Raw genomic sequence first — 16213 nt, 5'->3', positions numbered from 1 at the left:
CAGTCCCGGTTCAGGAGGCGAGGCGTTGTCATGGAGATGCGACTTGGCGCGATGGTCTGTGCGCTCGTCGGCCTGGCGGCGCTCGACCCGCTGCTCGGCGCGGCCGGAATGGCTCCGGGCATCGTTCGGCCGGCGGCGGCAGAGTTCAAGCTGAAGGCGCTCCTCGACCGCTGGCGCGGCGAAAAGCTGCCCGACACGATCGCCAGTTCCAACGGACGTATCGAAGGGCAGGAAATCGAGGTTTCCGCCAAATATACCGGGCGCCTCGCCGAGATGATGGTCGAAGAGGGCGACATGGTCGAGGCCGGCGAGGTGATCGCCCGGCTGGACGACCGGGAAAGCCGCGCCCAGCTTCTGGGTGCACAGGCCGACGAGCTGAGGGCCGAAAGCGCGCTCGCCGAGGCCGAGGCGCTGATCGCCCAGCGCGACAGCGAGCTGGAGGTCGCCGAGGCGAGCTACAATCGCATCGTCGAGCTCTTCCACTCCGGCCATGTCAGCGCCCAGACGCGGGACGAGCGGCGCGGCGCGCTGCGGACGGCGGAAGCTGCGCGGCGCGCTGCCGATGCGCAGAAGGCGCAGGCCGTGTCCAGTATCGAGGCCGCCAAGGCCGAGGTCTCGCGGCTCCAGGCCATCCTCGACGACATGGTGATTACCGCGCCACGCCGCGGCCGCGTCCAATACAAGCTCGCCCGCGCCGGTGAGGTGGTCGCGGCCGGCGCAAGGATCGTCACCCTTCTCGATCTCACCGACGTCTCGATGTCGCTCTACCTGCCTGCGGATCAGGCCGGCAAGGTGGCGATCGGCGACGAGGCGCGCATCATCCTCGATCCCGTGCCGCAATACGTCGTCCCGGCCAGGGTCACCTTCGTTTCGGCCGATGCGCAATTCACGCCGAAGGCGGTGGAAACCAAGGACGAGCGCGAGAAACTGGTCTTCCGGGTAAAGATCCAGATCCCCCGCGCGCTCCTGCAGCGCTTCGAGCGGCAGGTCAAGGTGGGCGTGCGCGGTATCGGCTATGTGCGCACCGACCCGTCGGCGCCCTGGCCGCCCGCGCTGACGGTCAACCTGCCGCAATGAGCGCAAGATGCACTCCGTGAGCGAGGAGCCGATCGTCGAGCTTTGCGGCGTGACCCACCGCTACGGCGCCGGCCTCGCGCTCGACCGCCTCGACCTCGCCATTCCCGCAGGCTGCATGGCCGGGCTGATCGGGCCGGACGGGGTCGGCAAGTCGACGCTTCTGGCTCTTGCGGCAGGCGTGCGCCGGATCCAGGCGGGCACGGTCCGGGTGCTCGGCGGCGATATGGCCAGCGCCGCGCAGCGCCGGCAATCCTCGCCGCGCATCGCCTACATGCCCCAGGGCCTCGGAAAAAACCTTTATCCGACGCTCAGCGTGACGGAGAACCTCGACTTCTTCGGGCGCCTGTTCGGCCACTCCGCCGCAGAGCGGCGCAGGCGCATCGCCGATCTTCTGAACGCCACGGGACTTGCCCCCTTCCCAGACCGGCCGGCCGGCAAGCTCTCCGGCGGGATGAAGCAGAAGCTCGCGCTCTGCTGCGCGCTGATCCACGACCCGGATTTCCTGATCCTCGACGAGCCGACGACGGGTGTCGATCCCCTGTCCCGGCGCCAATTCTGGGACCTCATCGATTCCATCCGCGCGCGCCGGCCGGGCATGAGCGTCCTCGTCGCGACCGCCTATATGGAGGAGGCCGAGCGCTTCGACTGGCTGGCCGCCATGCATGCGGGCCGGGTCATCGCGACCGGCACACCGGCCGAGATGCTGACGCAGGCCGATGCGAAAACGCTCGAAGCCGCCTTCATCGCGCTCTTGCCGGAAGCGGCGCGGGCCGGCCACGTTCCGGTCGCCGTGCCGCCCCGCCCGGCCAGCGACGACGGCGCACCGGCAATCGAGGCGGAGAACCTGACCTGCCGGTTCGGCGACTTCACCGCCGTCGATCATGTCAGCTTCCGGATCGAGCGCGGCGAGATCTTCGGCTTCATCGGCTCGAACGGATGCGGCAAGACCACGACCATGAAGATGCTGACCGGCCTGCTGCAGCCCACCGAGGGATCGGCGCGGCTGTTCGGACAGGCGGTCGACGCTCGCGAGATGGAGGCGCGCCGCAATGTCGGCTACATGTCGCAGGGCTTCTCCCTCTACGAGGAACTGACCGTCCGTCAGAACCTCGAGCTTCACGCGCGCCTGTTCCAGGTTCCCGCCGGCAAGGTGGCAAGCCGCGTCGATGAGATGCTCGCGCGCTACGGCCTGATCGACCATGCTGATCGAAAGCCGGAAGGCCTGCCGCTCGGCATCCGCCAGCGGCTGCAACTCGCCGTCGCGGTGATCCACCGACCGGCCATTCTCATCCTCGACGAACCGACCTCCGGCGTCGATCCGATCGCCCGCGACGCCTTCTGGCGCAGCCTCATCCAGCTGTCGCGCGAGGACGGGGTGACGATCTTCATCTCCACCCATTTCATGAACGAGGCGGAGCGCTGCGACCGCATCTCGCTGATGCATGCCGGCCGGGTGCTGGCGGTCGGGATACCGCAGGAACTCGCCGAGGAAAGAAAGGCGGATTCGCTGGAGGACGCCTTCATCGGCTATCTCGAGGAAGCCTCGGGCATCGAGGCCGGTGCAAAGCCCGCCGCCGAGGAGCCGCCGGCCACCGCCGAGCCTTCGCGCGCGCCGAAGAAGCCGCGGCGCTTTTCCCTCATGCGCCTGTCCGCCTATGCGCGGCGCGAGGCGGTCGAACTGATGCGGGACCGGATCCGGCTGTTCTTCGCGCTCGCCGGCCCGATCATCCTGACGATCACCTTCGGCTACGGCATTTCCTTCGACGTCGAGAATCTTCGCTTCGCGGCCTTCGATCAGGACCATTCGCCGGAGAGCCGCGAACTCGTCGAGCAGTTCTCGAGCTCGCGCTACTTCGAGGAACAGCCTAGTATCGGCTCGGCCGCCGAGATGGAACGGCGCATGACATCCGGCGACATCACCTTCGTCATCGAGATTCCCGATGGCTACGGCCGCGATCGCGTGGCCGGCCGGCCGACGGAGATCTCGGTCACGCTGGACGGTGCCATGCCGTTCCGCGCCGAAACCGCGCGGGGCTATGTCGTCGGGCTGGCGAACACCTACGTTCATGCTCTGGCGTCCGAGGGCGCGCGCGAAACGGCAGGTGCCTACACGCTCTTGCCGCGCTTCCGGTTCAACCAGACCTTTCGAAGCGTCAACGCGATGGTGCCGAGCATCATGATGCTGATGCTCGTGCTCATCCCGGCGATCATGGCGGCGGTGGGCGTCGTTCGCGAGAAGGAGACCGGCTCGATCGCCAATTTCCGCTCGACGCCGATTTCGAAGGTCGAGTTCCTGCTCGGAAAGCAGCTTCCCTATATAGCGATCAGCCTCGTCAGCGCGGTGACGCTGGTTCTCCTCGCGATCACTCTGTTCAAGGTCCCGCTCCAGGGGTCGGTCTCGCTGCTGGCCGTCGCCACCGCCATCTATGTCACCGCGACGACCGGCTTCGGCCAGTTCCTCTCCTGCTTCACGCGCACCCAGGTCGCCGCGATCTTCGCCACGGCGATCCTGTCGGTGATCCCGGCGGTCAACTTCTCCGGCCTGATCGTTCCGGTCTCCTCGCTGGAGGGCTTCGGACGCTATGTCGGCCTCGCCTTCCCCTCCGCCTGGTATCAGCCGGTGACCGCGGGCTGTTTCACCAAAGGCCTCGGCTGGAGCGAACTCTGGCCCAATCTCCTGGCGCTCGCCGGTTTCGCCGTCGGCTTCCTCGTTCTGTCGCAGTTCGCCCTGAAGAAGCAGGAGTCCTGAGGATGATGGGTCGCACGATCGCGAACGTCCTGCGGCTGATGGGCAAGGAACTGCGCAGCATCAAAGCCGACCCGGTGATGCTGATCCTCGTCGTCTACTCCTTCACCCTGGCGATCTATCTCGTCTCCAACGACGCCTCGACCGAAGTGCGGCACGTTGCCGTGGCCGTCGTCGACGAGGATCGCTCCCAGCTCTCGCGCCGGCTCGCCGACGCGATCCGGCCGCCGCAGTTCCAGGCCCCCGTAGAGATCGGCGCCGACGCCGTCGATGCGGCTCTGAACGACGGCCGGTTCGTCTTCGTCCTCAACATCCCGCCGAATTTCCAGGCGGACCTTTTGGCCGGCCGCTCGCCCGAGTTGTTGCTGGAGATCGATGCGACCGCCATGGCCCAGGCGGGAAATGGCGCGACCGACCTGCAGGGGATCGTCGCGACCGAGATCGCCTCGTTCCTTTCGGGCGGAGCGCAGGCGTCGAGCGCTCCGGTCGATATCGTGATCAGGGCGTGGTTCAATCCCAATCTCGAGACCGTCTGGTTCGGGGCGGTGATGCAGGTGATGAACAACGTCACCATGCTGACCCTCATCCTGGCCGGTGCCGCGCTGATCCGCGAGCGCGAGCACGGCACGGTGGAGCATCTCCTGGTGATGCCGGTAACCCCGGCCCAGATCGTCCTGTCGAAGATCCTGGCAAACGGGCTGGTGATCGTCGTCGCGGCCGCGCTGTCGCTGATCTTCGTCGTCCGCTGGGCGCTCGGCGTACCGACCGCAGGCTCGATGCCGCTCTTCCTCGTCGGCACGGCGCTCTACACAATCACCGTCGCCTCGCTCGGGATACTGCTCGCGACCTTCTCCACCACCATGGGCCAGTTCGGTCTGCTCGTGATCCCGATCATGGTCGTCCTGAACCTTCTGTCCGGCGGCATGACGCCGCTCGAGAGCATGCCGGACTGGCTCCGGCTGACGATGCAGGTGGTCGGTCCCTCGCCACACTTCGTCTCGTTCTCGCAGGCGGTGCTCTATCGCGGCGCCGGGCTCAGCATCGTCTGGCCGGATCTTCTGGCCTTCGCTGCCCAGGGCGCGGTCTTCTACGCGCTCTCCCTCATGCGCTTCCGCGGCGTCCTCTCGCGGATCTGAACGCGCTCCGACAGCTGGATATCAGGGCTTGAAAAACGCTGCGCCGCCGCAGCCGCGACGGTACGCGAAAGCGTGCCACCGCCGCCGCGGGCAATCCATGACCGTCCGCGGCGTGACCGGTGGAGCGGTAGGCGCAGCATCTGCGGCCCGACCCGTCGTCGAGGGGGTCGATGGCACCGTCCGGCAGCGCCTCGTCAAAAAAATCGAGGGGCCGGCACCTGCCGACCCCTGCCCTCCTCACCAAGTGTCGTTTACCGGCCGAATAGGAGCCCGCGTCCTCTTGGCCTCATATCGCGCGCCGCCGCGTCCTTGGATTGCGGAGCGCATTCCCGAGCGCAGGACCCTCAGGCGGGATCGACCGGCCGCTCGTCGAGCATCGGGGCGTCATTGCCCTCCGCCTCGACAGCGGCCCGTTCCGGCGCCGGCTCTTCCCCGGCCGGAAGCGTCCAGACATCGCCGAGTTCCGCCGCCAGCCGATCCGTCGCATCTTGCTGCAGGCGCGTTGCCGCCGCGCCGATCTCGCGATATTGCCGGACGGCCGCCTCCAGCCAGGCGCGCTGCTCCGTCTCCGCACCGCTCCAGTTCCAGCATTCCATCAGGGCCCGGGCGGTCTTCTGGTTTTCGGTCAGCCGCTGGGCCGTGAAGCCAAGCATCCCGGTCGCGAAGGTCGCTGCCGTCTGCCAGCCGATCGTCATGGCCCGAAGCGGGACGTGCCACGCCTGGTAACCGAGGAAGATCATTTCGGGCGAACTGAACTCGTCGCCGACCGGATCCCGTATCGCTGCCTCCTGCATGACTCGCCTCCTTGAGGACATGGGACTGGCGGTTGGGCCGGATCCTCCGGCTTCGTTCACCAGTCCTCTTTGAAATCGAGATTTGATGCCGGCCCTCATGGTTCGTGACCAAAGGACCGGCTGACGGAAGGGATGTTCCGACGAACAGCCCGCACTCCCTCTGGAATTGATCGACGCGGCGGTTGCCTCGCCGATCAGAGTTCCTGGACGCGCTTGATCTGGTAGGTGTGCATGACGCCGCGATGGCTGATCGAGACGTATTCGCCCGGCACGAACCGTTCCGCGCCGAAGCGGAACCCCACCTCGTCGTCCTCGCGTCCTTCCACATAGTCGAAATACCAGGTGCCGCCGGGCTTGCGGCGCAGGCGGCCGATCTGGTCCGCCTCGCCCTCGTGGAAACGGCGTACGCGGCAGGCCGCCTGGTGCGCCTTCCACTCTCCCGGATCGAGATGGCCGGAGGCATCGAGCGGCACGAGGATGTCGTAACCCTGGTACCGGTCACCCTCCGGGTGATCCTTCTCGCGGGCGAGCTCCAGCCGGACGTGCCGGAAGCTGGCCGGAACGCCTTGCGGCTTCTGAGGGGCGGTCGTGCTCATGCGTCTTCTCCTTAGACTTGTCGGAACTGATCCAAGCGTCCGGGCGGCCGCCTTGCCTTGACGGCGATCAACTGCGGGGTTCCCCTCGGCAATTCCTCGCCGATCCGTCCGTCAGCGCGGCGCCGCGGCGACGAGGCCGAGTGCTTCGAAGGCAGCGAGAGACTTCCCGGCGGCCCCGGCAGCGCTGGCCTCGGCGCCCGGCGATGCCCGCAGCGGCGCAAACTCCTCGGCCGTCAGCGTCTCGCGCTCGAGCAGCAGCTTGGCGCCGGCCTCCAGATCGTCGCTCTTGGCCTCGAGGATCGCCTGCGCCGCCCGCGACGCCTCCTCGACCGCCTCGCGCACGGCAACGTCGATCTCGCGGCCGGTCGCGTCCGAGGCGTCGAAGGATTTGTCGGCCGGACTTGCGAGAAAGGTCTGGACCGTGCGGCTGTAGGTCCTTTGACCGAGGACGTCGTTCATCCCGTATTTCGTCACCATCTCCGTGGCGATGTCCGTCGCCCGCTGCAGGTCGTCGGCCGCGCCGGTCGAGACGTCGCCGGCGAAGATCAGCCGTTCCGCCGCCCGCCCGCCCATCAGGACGGCGATGCGGTTCTTCAATTCGCTCTCCGCCAGCAGGAAGCGGTCCTCCGTCGGGCGCTGCATGGTGTAGCCCAGGGCGCCGACCCCGCGCGGGATGATCGAGACCTTCTGCACCGGATCGACGCCCGGAAGCCCTGCGGCAACGAGCGCGTGGCCCATCTCGTGATAGGCGACGCGCCGGCGCTCCGCCGGCCTCAGGATCCGGCTCTTCTTCTCGATCCCGGCGACGATCCTCTCGATCGCGGCGGTGAAATCGGCGAAGGTCACCCGGTCCGCGTCGCGACGCGTCGCGGCGATCGCCGCCTCGTTGACGAGATTGGCAAGGTCGGCCCCGGTGAAGCCGGTGGTGAGAGCTGCGACAGCCGCAAGGTCGACTTCCGGTGCGAGCGCGATCTTCTTTACGTGGACCTGAAGGATCGCCAGCCGGCCACCCTGATCCGGGCGGTCGACGAGCACCTGCCGGTCGAAGCGCCCCGCCCTCAGAAGGGCCGGATCGAGGATCTCCGGCCGGTTGGTCGCCGCCAGAAGGATGACGCCGGACGTCGGATCGAAGCCGTCGAGCTCCGCGAGCAGTTGGTTCAGGGTTTGCTCCTTTTCGTCGAAGCCGCCGATATTGCCGCCGGCGGCCCGGCTCCTGCCGAGCGCATCCAACTCGTCGATGAAGATGATCGCCGGCGCTGCCTTGCGGGCCTCGCCGAACAGGTCACGGACGCGCGCGGCGCCGACGCCGACGAACATCTCGACGAATTCGGAGCCCGAGATCGAGAAGAAGGGCACGCCCGCCTCGCCCGCGACGGCTCTGGCGAGCAGCGTCTTGCCGGTCCCCGGCGGGCCGACGAGAAGGATGCCCTTCGGCGAGCGCGCGCCGAGCCGGCCGTATGTATCCGGGTCCTTCAGGAAGGCGACGATCTCGTTGAGCTCCGCCTTCGCCTCCTCGACGCCGGCGACGTCCGCGAACGTCACCTTGGTGTCCTTCTCGACATAGATCTTCGCGCGCGACTTGCCGATCGACATCAGCCCGCCGCCGAAACCCTGCCCGCCCGCGATCCGCCGGAAGGCGAAGGACCAGATCATGTAGAAGATGAAGAGCGGCAGCACCCAGGAGAGGATCGTCGCGAGGAAGCCGCCCGATCCCGTACCCTTGACCGTCACGCCATGGGCGGCGAGCTTGTCGGCGATCGCCGGGTCGACCCGCATCGTGACGAAATCGGAATTGCCGTTGGGCAGCGGCACCTTCAGCTTGCCGGAGATCTGGCTGTCGCCGACCGTCGCCTCGGCGATCTGATCCTGTGCAACCAGCTTGTCGAACTGACTGTAGGGGATCGTCTCGATGGTCCCGTAGCTCTGCCAGCCCCATTGCAGGAACAGGATCAGCGTGAATGCGGCGAAGACGTACCACATGGTGAAGTCGTGCTTCGTGCTGTCGTTGGACGGCTTCTCTGCCATGGGTCACCTGTTTCGCATCATCTCGGGACGGGCTCGAACAATGGCGAAGGGCGCCGCCCGGTTCTCCACGGCAGCGGCGCCCTCCCCGAAGACGTGAAGGTGCTCAGGCCGCCTTCACCTCGATCTTCTTCTCCTCGGCCTTGGCCTCGGGCGTCTTCGGCAGCGTGACCGTCAGGACGCCCTTGGCGAACCGCGCGGCGATCTTGTCCTGATCGACACCCTTCGGGAGGGCGAAGGAGCGCACGAAGGTACCGTAGCGGCGTTCGGACAGGTAATAGTCTTTCTGCCGCTCTTCCTTCTCCTCCTTCTTCTCGCCCTTGATGGTCAGAGCGCCGTTCGCGACCTTCACCTCGACGTCTTTCTCGTCGAGCCCCGGCAGTTCGGCGGTGATCTCGTATTCGCCGTCCTTTTCGGCGACGTCCACCGCAGGCGTACCGGCCCCGAACGTCATGCCCTTGGGCAGGGAGAAATCGAGATCGAAGTCCCCTCGCGACAAGGGTCCGCCCCGGCGGCCGCCGAACATGTCGAAGAGACGGTCCATCTCGCCGCGGAGCGTCTCGAAGGGCGACCAGGCGCGGGTCGCGGCGGTCGCCGATGGCGCGTCAGTCTCGGTCTTCACGGGCAGCTTGGTTGCTGTATCGGCCATGATGCAGTCTCCTTCATGAGCGATGACCTGACTCGGCGTTGCGGTGTCAGGTCGTGTGAGGGGTCGACGAACACGGGTTGCGATTTCGGACGCGGCGCCCGTACCGATGGTGTGCCGGATTGGATGGCGCCGTTTCGCGTGAGTGTTCGGACGGCGCGATGAGGCAGCAGGAGCGCGCCCGGCGCCTTGATCCCGATCAAGCCTCTCGCCCTTGCGAAGACTTAGCCGGAAAAAGGGTCGACCGGACCGGGCCATGAAGGGCCGCAGCAGCCGCAGCCGCTTGCGCGAGGTCAAACCGGCAGGCAGGCGGGAATGGAATGATTTCGAAAGATCGGCAGCCGCGGCACTTTTTCGAAGGTCCGCACCGTGGTCCAGTGGGTATCCCAGGGGGTGAAATCATGAAGGCGATGGTGCTTCACGAAATCGGCCGGCCGCTGCAGTTCGAGGACCGGCCGGATCCTGTGCCGGGTGCCGGCGAGATCCGGGTCAAGGTGGAGGCCTGCGCGGTCTGCCGGACCGACCTTCACGTCGTCGACGGCGACCTCACCCACCCGAAGCTGCCGGTTGTGCCGGGCCACGAGATCGTCGGGATCGTCGATGCGATCGGCGCGGGCGTCGAGACGCTGCCCGTCGGCACGCGCGTTGGCATTCCCTGGCTCGGCCACACCTGCGGAGCATGCCCCTATTGCCTGGAAGGCCGCGAGAACCTCTGTGACCGACCGCTCTTCACCGGCTATACCCGTGACGGCGGCTTTGCCACCCATGTCGCCGCCGATGCCGATTTCGCCTTTCCCATGAAGGGCTTCGTCGACCCGGTCGCCGCGGCGCCGCTCATGTGCGCCGGCTTGATCGGCTGGCGCTCGCTGAAGATGGCGGGGGACGCCCGTCGCATCGGCCTCTACGGCTTCGGCGCCGCCGCCCATATCATCGCCCAGGTCTGCAGCTGGCAGGGCCGCGACGTCTACGCCTTCACGCGGAACGGCGACGAGGCCGCACAGGCGCATGCCCTCTCGCTCGGCTGCAGATGGGCCGGCGGATCAGACGAGCGGCCGCCCGAACCGCTCGATGCGGCGATCATCTTCGCGCCCGTCGGCCCGCTCGTCCCGGCGGCGCTGAAGGCGGTTCGCAAGGGCGGCCGCGTCGTGTGCGGCGGCATCCACATGAGCGACATCCCGCAATTTCCCTATTCCCTGCTCTGGGAGGAACGCAGCATCGTATCCGTCGCCAATCTGACCCGGCAGGACGCAACCGAATTCCTGACGCTGGCGCCGGAGGCGGGCGTGAAGACAACCACGACCGTCTATCCGCTCGCCGCCGCCAACGAGGCGCTGGCCGACCTTCGCGCGGGCAGGTTCCAGGGCGCGGCGGTGCTCGTACCCTGACGCCACCAAGCGTCGGGCGGCAGACCGGATCCACACCTCCGGCCTATCTCGATCTCTTTGCTGCCACATCGGATCTTTCCGAAGAACGGGACCCACTCTTCGACGCGACGCTCCAGACCCGCGCCTTCGATCAAGCGTCCGGAGCCGCCCGACTATCGTTGGATTCCTCGCCTGACACCTCTGCGCTTCCGATCGGCGCGGCGAGCGAACGCAATCGCCACATCCGCACGAGGACCAGCGAAACCGCCACGACGATCGGGCCGAGCACGAATCCGATGGTGCCGAAGACGACGATCCCACCCACGACGGCGACGAAGGACACCGCGCTGTGAATCATCAGCTGTCGCCCGACAAGGATCGGATAGACGAGATTGTCGACAAGGCCGACGATGAAAGTACCCCACACCGCGAGGAGGCCCGCGGACTGAAGATCGCCGGCGAGCGCCAGATAGGCCGCGGCCGGCGCCCAGATGACGAAGGCGCCCAGGAACGGCACGATGCCAAGAATGCCCATGACGACGCCCCAGAAGATCGGAGCCGGAAGCCCCAGCCACCAGAAGCTCAGCCCGCCGAGCACACCCTGCAGCATTGCGACGAAGGCGGTCCCGAAGATGCTGGCGCGGATCGTGGCGACCACGCGCTCGCACAGGAGCGCAAATTCCTCCCGCGACAGGGGAAGCGCATCCTCAAGCGCTGCGACCGCCCGCTCTTCGTCCCGCAACAGGTAGAACAGGAAGTAGAAGGTCAGAAGCAGGTTGATGGAACCCATGATCGAGCCCTGCAGCAGGCCGGCGCTCCAGCGTCCGAACCAGGCGGCGGCCGATTGCAGGATGCTTTGCATGTCGAAGCGCTGGTCGATCCAGTCGACGGCAGTCGCGACCAGTGGATGCGAATCGAGGATCGCCGACCAGGGATTGGCGGCAAGCAGCGCTTCGAGATAGGTGGCGTTCCGCACGGCCTCGGACAGAAGCGTGCCGGCGAGCATCAGGCCGGGAAAGACTACGAGGGCCGCCACGAGGGCGACGGTCAAGCCGGACGAGATCGCCCTTTGACCGGTCAGGCGGCGAAGCCTGATATTCAGCGGCCGCGCGAGTACGGCGAGGACGAAGGACCAGACGATCGCCGGCAGGAACGGTGCCGCCATCAGCCAGCAGAGATAAAGGCCGATCAGGACGGCCCCGATCAGGATCAACGACGAAAGCGTCTGCCGCTCGAACGCCGCCTTCATCCCGCCTCTTCCGGCCGGGCCACGCTGACGCCGTCTTCGGCTGCGGGCTCGCTCCGGGAACGGCCCGCAGCCCGCTTCGCGCTCCAGAGGCGCAGGAGCTTGTCCGTCTCCATCACGACCAGCACCGACAGCGCGAGCGGAACCAGCAGAAGCCATTCCGACAGCGGCAGGGGCGAAAGCCCCAGGAGGTCGCGCAGGCCCGGTGTGAAGGCGGCGCCAATATGGAGCGCCTGCGCCCCGACGACCGCCGCGACAAGCGCCCAATTCGCCGACAGTTTGACGCGGAACGCCGACCGCGTCTCCGAGCGGCAGTTGAAGACATGCACGTTCTCGAAGGCCACCATCAGGAAGAGCAGCGTGTTGCGGGCATCGAACTCGCTCCAGCCCTGGTTGATCATCCAGGCGAAGGCGGCGGTGGAGACGAGACCGATGACCGCACCTGACAGCAGCGTCTGGCGGATCATCAGCCGGTCGAACAGCGGTTCCTTCGGCGAGCGCGGCGGGCGGGCGAGAAGGCCGGGCTCGGATCCTTCCGCCGCCAGCGCGACATGCTGACCGCCATTCGTCACGAGATTGAGCCAGAGGAGTTGGACGGCCGTCAGCGGCAGCGGCAGGCCGAGGGCAAGTGCGAGCAGGAACATCACCGCTTCCGCAGCACCGGTCGAGATCGACAGGTAGATCACTTTGCGGATGTTCGCATAGGCCGCGCGACCCTCGTCGATACCGGCGACCACGGAGGCAAAATTGTCGTCCGCGAGCACGAGATCGGCGGCGTCGCGGGCCGCGTCGGTGCCGTCCCTTCCCATCGCGACGCCGAGATCGGCGCGGTGCAGCGCCGGGGCGTCGTTGACGCCGTCGCCGGTCATCACCACGACTTGCCCCGCAGTCTGCAGCGCTTCGACGATCCGCACCTTGTGTGCCGGCTCGACCCGCGCGAAGACCCGGGCGGCGGCGATGCGCCGGTCGAGACCGACTCCGGCGGCGGCGATCTCGCGACCCGTCACCACTTCCTCCGGGCGTTCGGCGATGCCGAGTTCGCGTGCGATCGCGAGCGCCGTCGCGGCATGATCTCCGGTGATCATCTTCACCGCCACTCCGGCCCGGTGGCAGTCCTCGACGGCCTGCTTCGCCTCCGGCCGCAGGGGGTCGATGAATCCGACGAGACCCAGCAGCGTCAGCCCGCCGAGTTCGCGGTCGAGGGGCGCGTGCGTTGACCGCTCGGTATCGCCACCAACCCGTTTCATGGCAACGGCAAGCACGCGGTAGCCGCGGCTAGCCATCTCGTCGGCGAGCCTCAACACCCCTTCCGGGTCTTTCGTATCGCAGAGCGGGACGATGACTTCGGCCGCACCCTTGACATGCACCAGATGCCCGTCGCCATGGTCATGCAGGCTGGCGGCGTATTTGCGCTCGGCCGAAAACGGTCTGTCGGCGATCCGGCGGGCCGCCTTGCGCAGCGCGCCGGCGTCTAGCCCGGTCTTGATCGCAAGAACCAGGAAGGCGAGGTCGACGGTGTCGCCGCTGCGTCCGTCGGCGCCGGCCTCGGGGTCGAAATCGGCGTCGTTGCACAGGGCGGCCGAACTGGCGAGCGAGCGGGCCGCGCCATGCGCTTCGCCGCTGAGCGTCTCGTCGCCCTGATGCAGCCGTCCCTCGACCTCGAAGCCGACGCCGTCCACGTCGATGAAGCCGTGCTGCGGCAGCCAGAGGCGCTTGGCTGTGAGCTGGTTCATCGTCAGCGTGCCGGTCTTGTCGGTCGCCACCACCGTACAGGCGCCGAGACCTTCGACCGCCGGCAGATGCCGAACGATGACGCTCCGCCGCGCCATCCGGCGGGTCGCGATCGACAGCGCGATCGTCACCGCCACCGGAAGCCCTTCGGGAATGACCGAAACGGCGAGCGCGATCGCGACGAAGAACGTCTCTCGCATCGTCGCGCCGACGCTAAGCTGCAGCGCGATGACGGCGCCAACCAGGATGAGGGATACGAGCCCCAGCAGGCGCGTGAAACGATCGAGCCGCCGCGTCAGCGGCGGTTCGGCGGCCGGCAGGCGCAGGGCGCCGGCGATGGCGCCGAGCTCGGTATGGCTGCCCGTGGAAATGATGAGGGCGCGCACCCGCCCCCGCTGCAGCGTCGAGCCGGCGAACAGCATGGTGAGACGATCGGCGAGCGGCGTGTCGGCGGGAAGCCCCTCGCCCGCCACCTTGTCGACCGGGAGGGATTCGCCTGTCAGTGAGGACTCGTCGACCTGCGCCTCGGCAGCATCGAGGATGCGCAGGTCGGCCGGGACCCGATCGCCGCCTTCGAGGAGGACGATGTCGCCCGGAACGAGCTGCCGCGAATCGAGCCGCCGCACGACTCCGTTCCGGATCACGCGAGCGACCGTGACGATGGCGGAGCGCAGCGCAGCCGTGTTCGCCTCGGCGCGCCATTCCTGCGCCGCTCCCACCGCCGTGTTGATGGCCAGGACGAGGAAGATGAAAGCGGCATCGTCGTATTCGGCGAGGACGAGCGAGACGATCGCCGCCGCGAGGAGCAAGTAGATGAGCGGGCTCATCAACTGCCCGAGGACGATGGACAGAAGCGAGCGGCTCCGCGGCTGCGGCAGCGCGTTCGGCCCGTGGACCGCGAGACGGCGTTCGGCTTCGCCATCGCTGAGCCCGGCGGCGGACGTCTGCAGCCGCGCCAGGGCGGCGTCACGGTCAAGCGCATGCCAACGATCGTCCGCAGACGGCTCGGACGTTGCGCTGGCGGCCCCATTGCCGGGCGTCGGGTGCTTCTGCCCGGCCAGCCGATCGGAAACGTCCTCGCGTTCAGCCGGCGCCTCAGCCTGGCTGTGCTTCGAGCCGAACCACATTCTCGTCAATCCTCCGCTGGGGCGGCGTAGCGGCGCCATACCGCCTTGCGTACGCGCCGACGGCTCTCCTGCGGCGAAAGCGTCCTGTCGCCTTCGATCCGCGCCGTTTCGAGCGCGAGGTCCTCGTCCTTGATGACATGCCGGAACCACCCGGAATAGTCGCCCGCCCTGAGGTGATGATCCCAGGTCGCGTCGTCCACCTGCGCGGCCATGTCGAGGAAACGATAGAGGTTTCGGGCCGGCGTGTTCATCGCTTTGCCCGGTCCGCGGAAGTAGAAGCTGCGGAAGGAGCCGACATCCCCGACCGCATATTTGCCCCGGTGGCGGCGATGCACCTGGACGGGCACTGCGACCTTGACGCAGGCTGGCGGTTCACCGGAAGCCGGACGCCAGAAGATTACCTCGCCCGCACCGACTTCGGGAAGCTCGCTCGGCGGGGACTTGCCCGCCGCCGCGAGGCAGGCAAGTGCATGGTCCGACGGCGCCCCGACGACGACGACTGCAGCGATCCCGGCGAGAGCCTCCGGCGCGAGCGCATGCGGATAGGCGGTCACCAGGATGGTCCCGTTCGTGCCCTCCATCCGCGCGACTTGCTCGCCATCGGCACTCGCAGGAAGCACTTCGTGCGCCTCGTCGATCAGCAGCCAGTGCGGTCGTCCGGTCCGGTCCTTCAGCCGTCCGATCTGCGTCAGCATCATCGCGGTGAGCGCGCGGCGATCCCTGAGCGGAAGCGCCTGGGTGTTGACGACGAGATTGACGGCGTCGTCGCGGAGGAGCTTCAGGGCCTCGGCCGCCGGCGGCGGCGCGCGCAGCGTACCGATGAACACGGCATGCTCGAGATCGACATAGTCGCCTTCGGGATCGATCACGCAGAATTCGAAGCGCTTTTCGGCCATGCGCTCGGTGAGTGCGACGGCGAGACTTGACTTGCCGCTGCCCGAACTGCCGACGATCAGGACGTTGCCGCCGAACGGCGTCAAGATCACGTCTCGCCCGTGTCGGTCGATCCCGAGCCTGATGCCGTGCCGCGTTGCGGGCGCCAGTGCGGCATCCTCCCCGATCAGCCGATCGGCGAGTTCGGCGACGCCTGCGCCATGGTCGCGGGCGAGCGCGATGTCGGCCGCTCGCTTGACCGCCGGAACCGCGTTCGCGACGGCGGCTCCGCAGCCGCTCGCCAGGAAGAGGGCATGATCGTTTTCCGCGTCGCCGACGGCGGCGACGTTATGTGGCGACAGTTCGAGATCGCGAAGCGCGGCCTCCAGTCCCGACGCCTTGTTGACACCGGGCGGCAGGATCATGATCGCGCCCTTGTTGAAAACGATCTGGAGTTCCAGTCCGCTTTCGCGGATCGCCTCGAGGACGGCCCCCTGATGCGGCTCCCAGGTCGCGACGACGGCGCGGCCGACGGAAATCGGCCCGACGCCCTTGGCGCGTAGCATCTCGACGAAGCTTGGAGGTGGCGGCGGTGCGAGAAGCTGTTCGAGCCCTTCCTGCGGGTCGAACAGAAGCGCTCCGTTCTCCGCGACCACTCGGTCGAACATCATCATCTGCGGGAAGATCCGGCGCAGTTCCGGAAGCTCGCGGCCCGTGACGAGGATGATCCGCCGGCCGCTAGCCTTCAACCGCTCGAGCGCGTCCAGCGTTTCGGCGACGACGACGCCATCCTTGGCGAGCGTCCCGTCGAAATCCGTGGCAAGGGCGAGAAAATACAAGGCAAAGACCTTCGGC

Annotated in this window: 11 protein-coding genes; 4 read left to right on the top strand and 7 right to left on the bottom strand. The window is 67.5% G+C overall.

The genetic code is table 11. The features are described from left to right. The first annotated feature begins 30 nt into the window (after positions 1-30). From LH400_RS20925 to LH400_RS20915, 3 genes are read left to right on the top strand one after another with little or no spacing between them, the layout of a single operon-like run. On the top strand, positions 31-1077 hold the full coding sequence (locus tag LH400_RS20925; protein ID WP_229155263.1) for an HlyD family secretion protein: 1047 nt from the start codon (positions 31-33) through the stop codon (positions 1075-1077). A gap of 7 nt (positions 1078-1084) precedes the next feature. Then, complete coding sequence (gene rbbA / locus LH400_RS20920) at positions 1085-3826, top strand: ribosome-associated ATPase/putative transporter RbbA (RefSeq protein WP_229155262.1); 2742 nt, start codon at positions 1085-1087, stop codon at positions 3824-3826. Between the two features lie 2 nt (positions 3827-3828). After that, a complete protein-coding gene (locus tag LH400_RS20915) occupies positions 3829-4959 on the top strand; it encodes an ABC transporter permease (RefSeq protein WP_229155260.1) in 1131 nt (376 codons plus the stop codon). Between the two features lie 344 nt (positions 4960-5303). Here the strand turns inward: LH400_RS20915 and LH400_RS20910 are convergent, their stop codons facing one another. The 4 genes from LH400_RS20910 to LH400_RS20895 form a co-directional block, all read right to left on the bottom strand. After that, positions 5304-5753 carry a hypothetical protein gene (locus LH400_RS20910; RefSeq protein ID WP_229155258.1) on the bottom strand — a complete coding sequence of 150 codons (450 nt, stop codon included), beginning with the start codon at positions 5751-5753 and terminating at the stop codon, positions 5304-5306. 194 nt (positions 5754-5947) lie between these two features. Then, positions 5948-6349 (bottom strand): hypothetical protein, encoded by a 402-nt coding sequence (locus LH400_RS20905; RefSeq protein ID WP_229155256.1) that lies wholly within the window; start codon positions 6347-6349, stop codon positions 5948-5950. Positions 6350-6460: 111 nt separating this feature from the next. Next, positions 6461-8374, bottom strand: coding sequence for an ATP-dependent zinc metalloprotease FtsH (gene ftsH / locus LH400_RS20900; protein ID WP_229155254.1), 1914 nt, complete (start codon positions 8372-8374; stop codon positions 6461-6463). Between the two features lie 103 nt (positions 8375-8477). Next, positions 8478-9020, bottom strand: coding sequence for an Hsp20/alpha crystallin family protein (locus tag LH400_RS20895; RefSeq protein ID WP_229155253.1), 543 nt, complete (start codon positions 9018-9020; stop codon positions 8478-8480). A gap of 398 nt (positions 9021-9418) precedes the next feature. Between LH400_RS20895 and LH400_RS20890 the strand changes: the two genes are divergently transcribed. Beyond that, positions 9419-10402 (top strand): zinc-dependent alcohol dehydrogenase family protein, encoded by a 984-nt coding sequence (locus LH400_RS20890; protein ID WP_229155250.1) that lies wholly within the window; start codon positions 9419-9421, stop codon positions 10400-10402. A 130-nt stretch (positions 10403-10532) separates the two neighbouring features. Here LH400_RS20890 and LH400_RS20885 read toward each other — a convergent pair whose 3' ends face one another. Genes LH400_RS20885 through LH400_RS20875 form a run of 3 tightly spaced genes read right to left on the bottom strand, consistent with a single transcriptional unit; the run spans position 10533 to position 16197 of the window. Further along, a complete protein-coding gene (locus tag LH400_RS20885) occupies positions 10533-11630 on the bottom strand; it encodes an AI-2E family transporter (RefSeq protein WP_229155248.1) in 1098 nt (365 codons plus the stop codon). Beyond that, entirely contained in the window at positions 11627-14485 is a 2859-nt protein-coding gene (locus tag LH400_RS20880; RefSeq protein WP_229155246.1) for a cation-translocating P-type ATPase, read from the bottom strand. Before LH400_RS20880 ends, LH400_RS20885 begins: the two co-directional genes overlap by 4 nt. 5 nt (positions 14486-14490) lie before the next feature. Further along, entirely contained in the window at positions 14491-16197 is a 1707-nt protein-coding gene (locus tag LH400_RS20875; RefSeq protein ID WP_229155245.1) for an HAD-IIB family hydrolase, read from the bottom strand. Between the last annotated feature and the right edge of the window lie 16 nt (positions 16198-16213).

This window comes from Jiella soli (assembly GCF_020615385.1).
In the GTDB taxonomy this organism is placed as follows: Bacteria; Pseudomonadota; Alphaproteobacteria; order Rhizobiales; family Rhizobiaceae; genus VKMB-3413.
This window is presented reverse-complemented; position numbering and strand designations above follow the sequence as displayed.

Coding starts and splice junctions, on each gene's coding strand:
- LH400_RS20925 (WP_229155263.1), top strand. CDS start 31: ATGGAGATGCGACTTGGCGCGATGGTCTGTGCGCTCGTCGGCCTGGCG.
- rbbA (WP_229155262.1), top strand. CDS start 1,085: ATGCACTCCGTGAGCGAGGAGCCGATCGTCGAGCTTTGCGGCGTGACC.
- LH400_RS20915 (WP_229155260.1), top strand. CDS start 3,829: ATGATGGGTCGCACGATCGCGAACGTCCTGCGGCTGATGGGCAAGGAA.
- LH400_RS20910 (WP_229155258.1), bottom strand. CDS start 5,753: ATGCAGGAGGCAGCGATACGGGATCCGGTCGGCGACGAGTTCAGTTCG.
- LH400_RS20905 (WP_229155256.1), bottom strand. CDS start 6,349: ATGAGCACGACCGCCCCTCAGAAGCCGCAAGGCGTTCCGGCCAGCTTC.
- ftsH (WP_229155254.1), bottom strand. CDS start 8,374: ATGGCAGAGAAGCCGTCCAACGACAGCACGAAGCACGACTTCACCATG.
- LH400_RS20895 (WP_229155253.1), bottom strand. CDS start 9,020: ATGGCCGATACAGCAACCAAGCTGCCCGTGAAGACCGAGACTGACGCG.
- LH400_RS20890 (WP_229155250.1), top strand. CDS start 9,419: ATGAAGGCGATGGTGCTTCACGAAATCGGCCGGCCGCTGCAGTTCGAG.
- LH400_RS20885 (WP_229155248.1), bottom strand. CDS start 11,630: ATGAAGGCGGCGTTCGAGCGGCAGACGCTTTCGTCGTTGATCCTGATC.
- LH400_RS20880 (WP_229155246.1), bottom strand. CDS start 14,485: ATGTGGTTCGGCTCGAAGCACAGCCAGGCTGAGGCGCCGGCTGAACGC.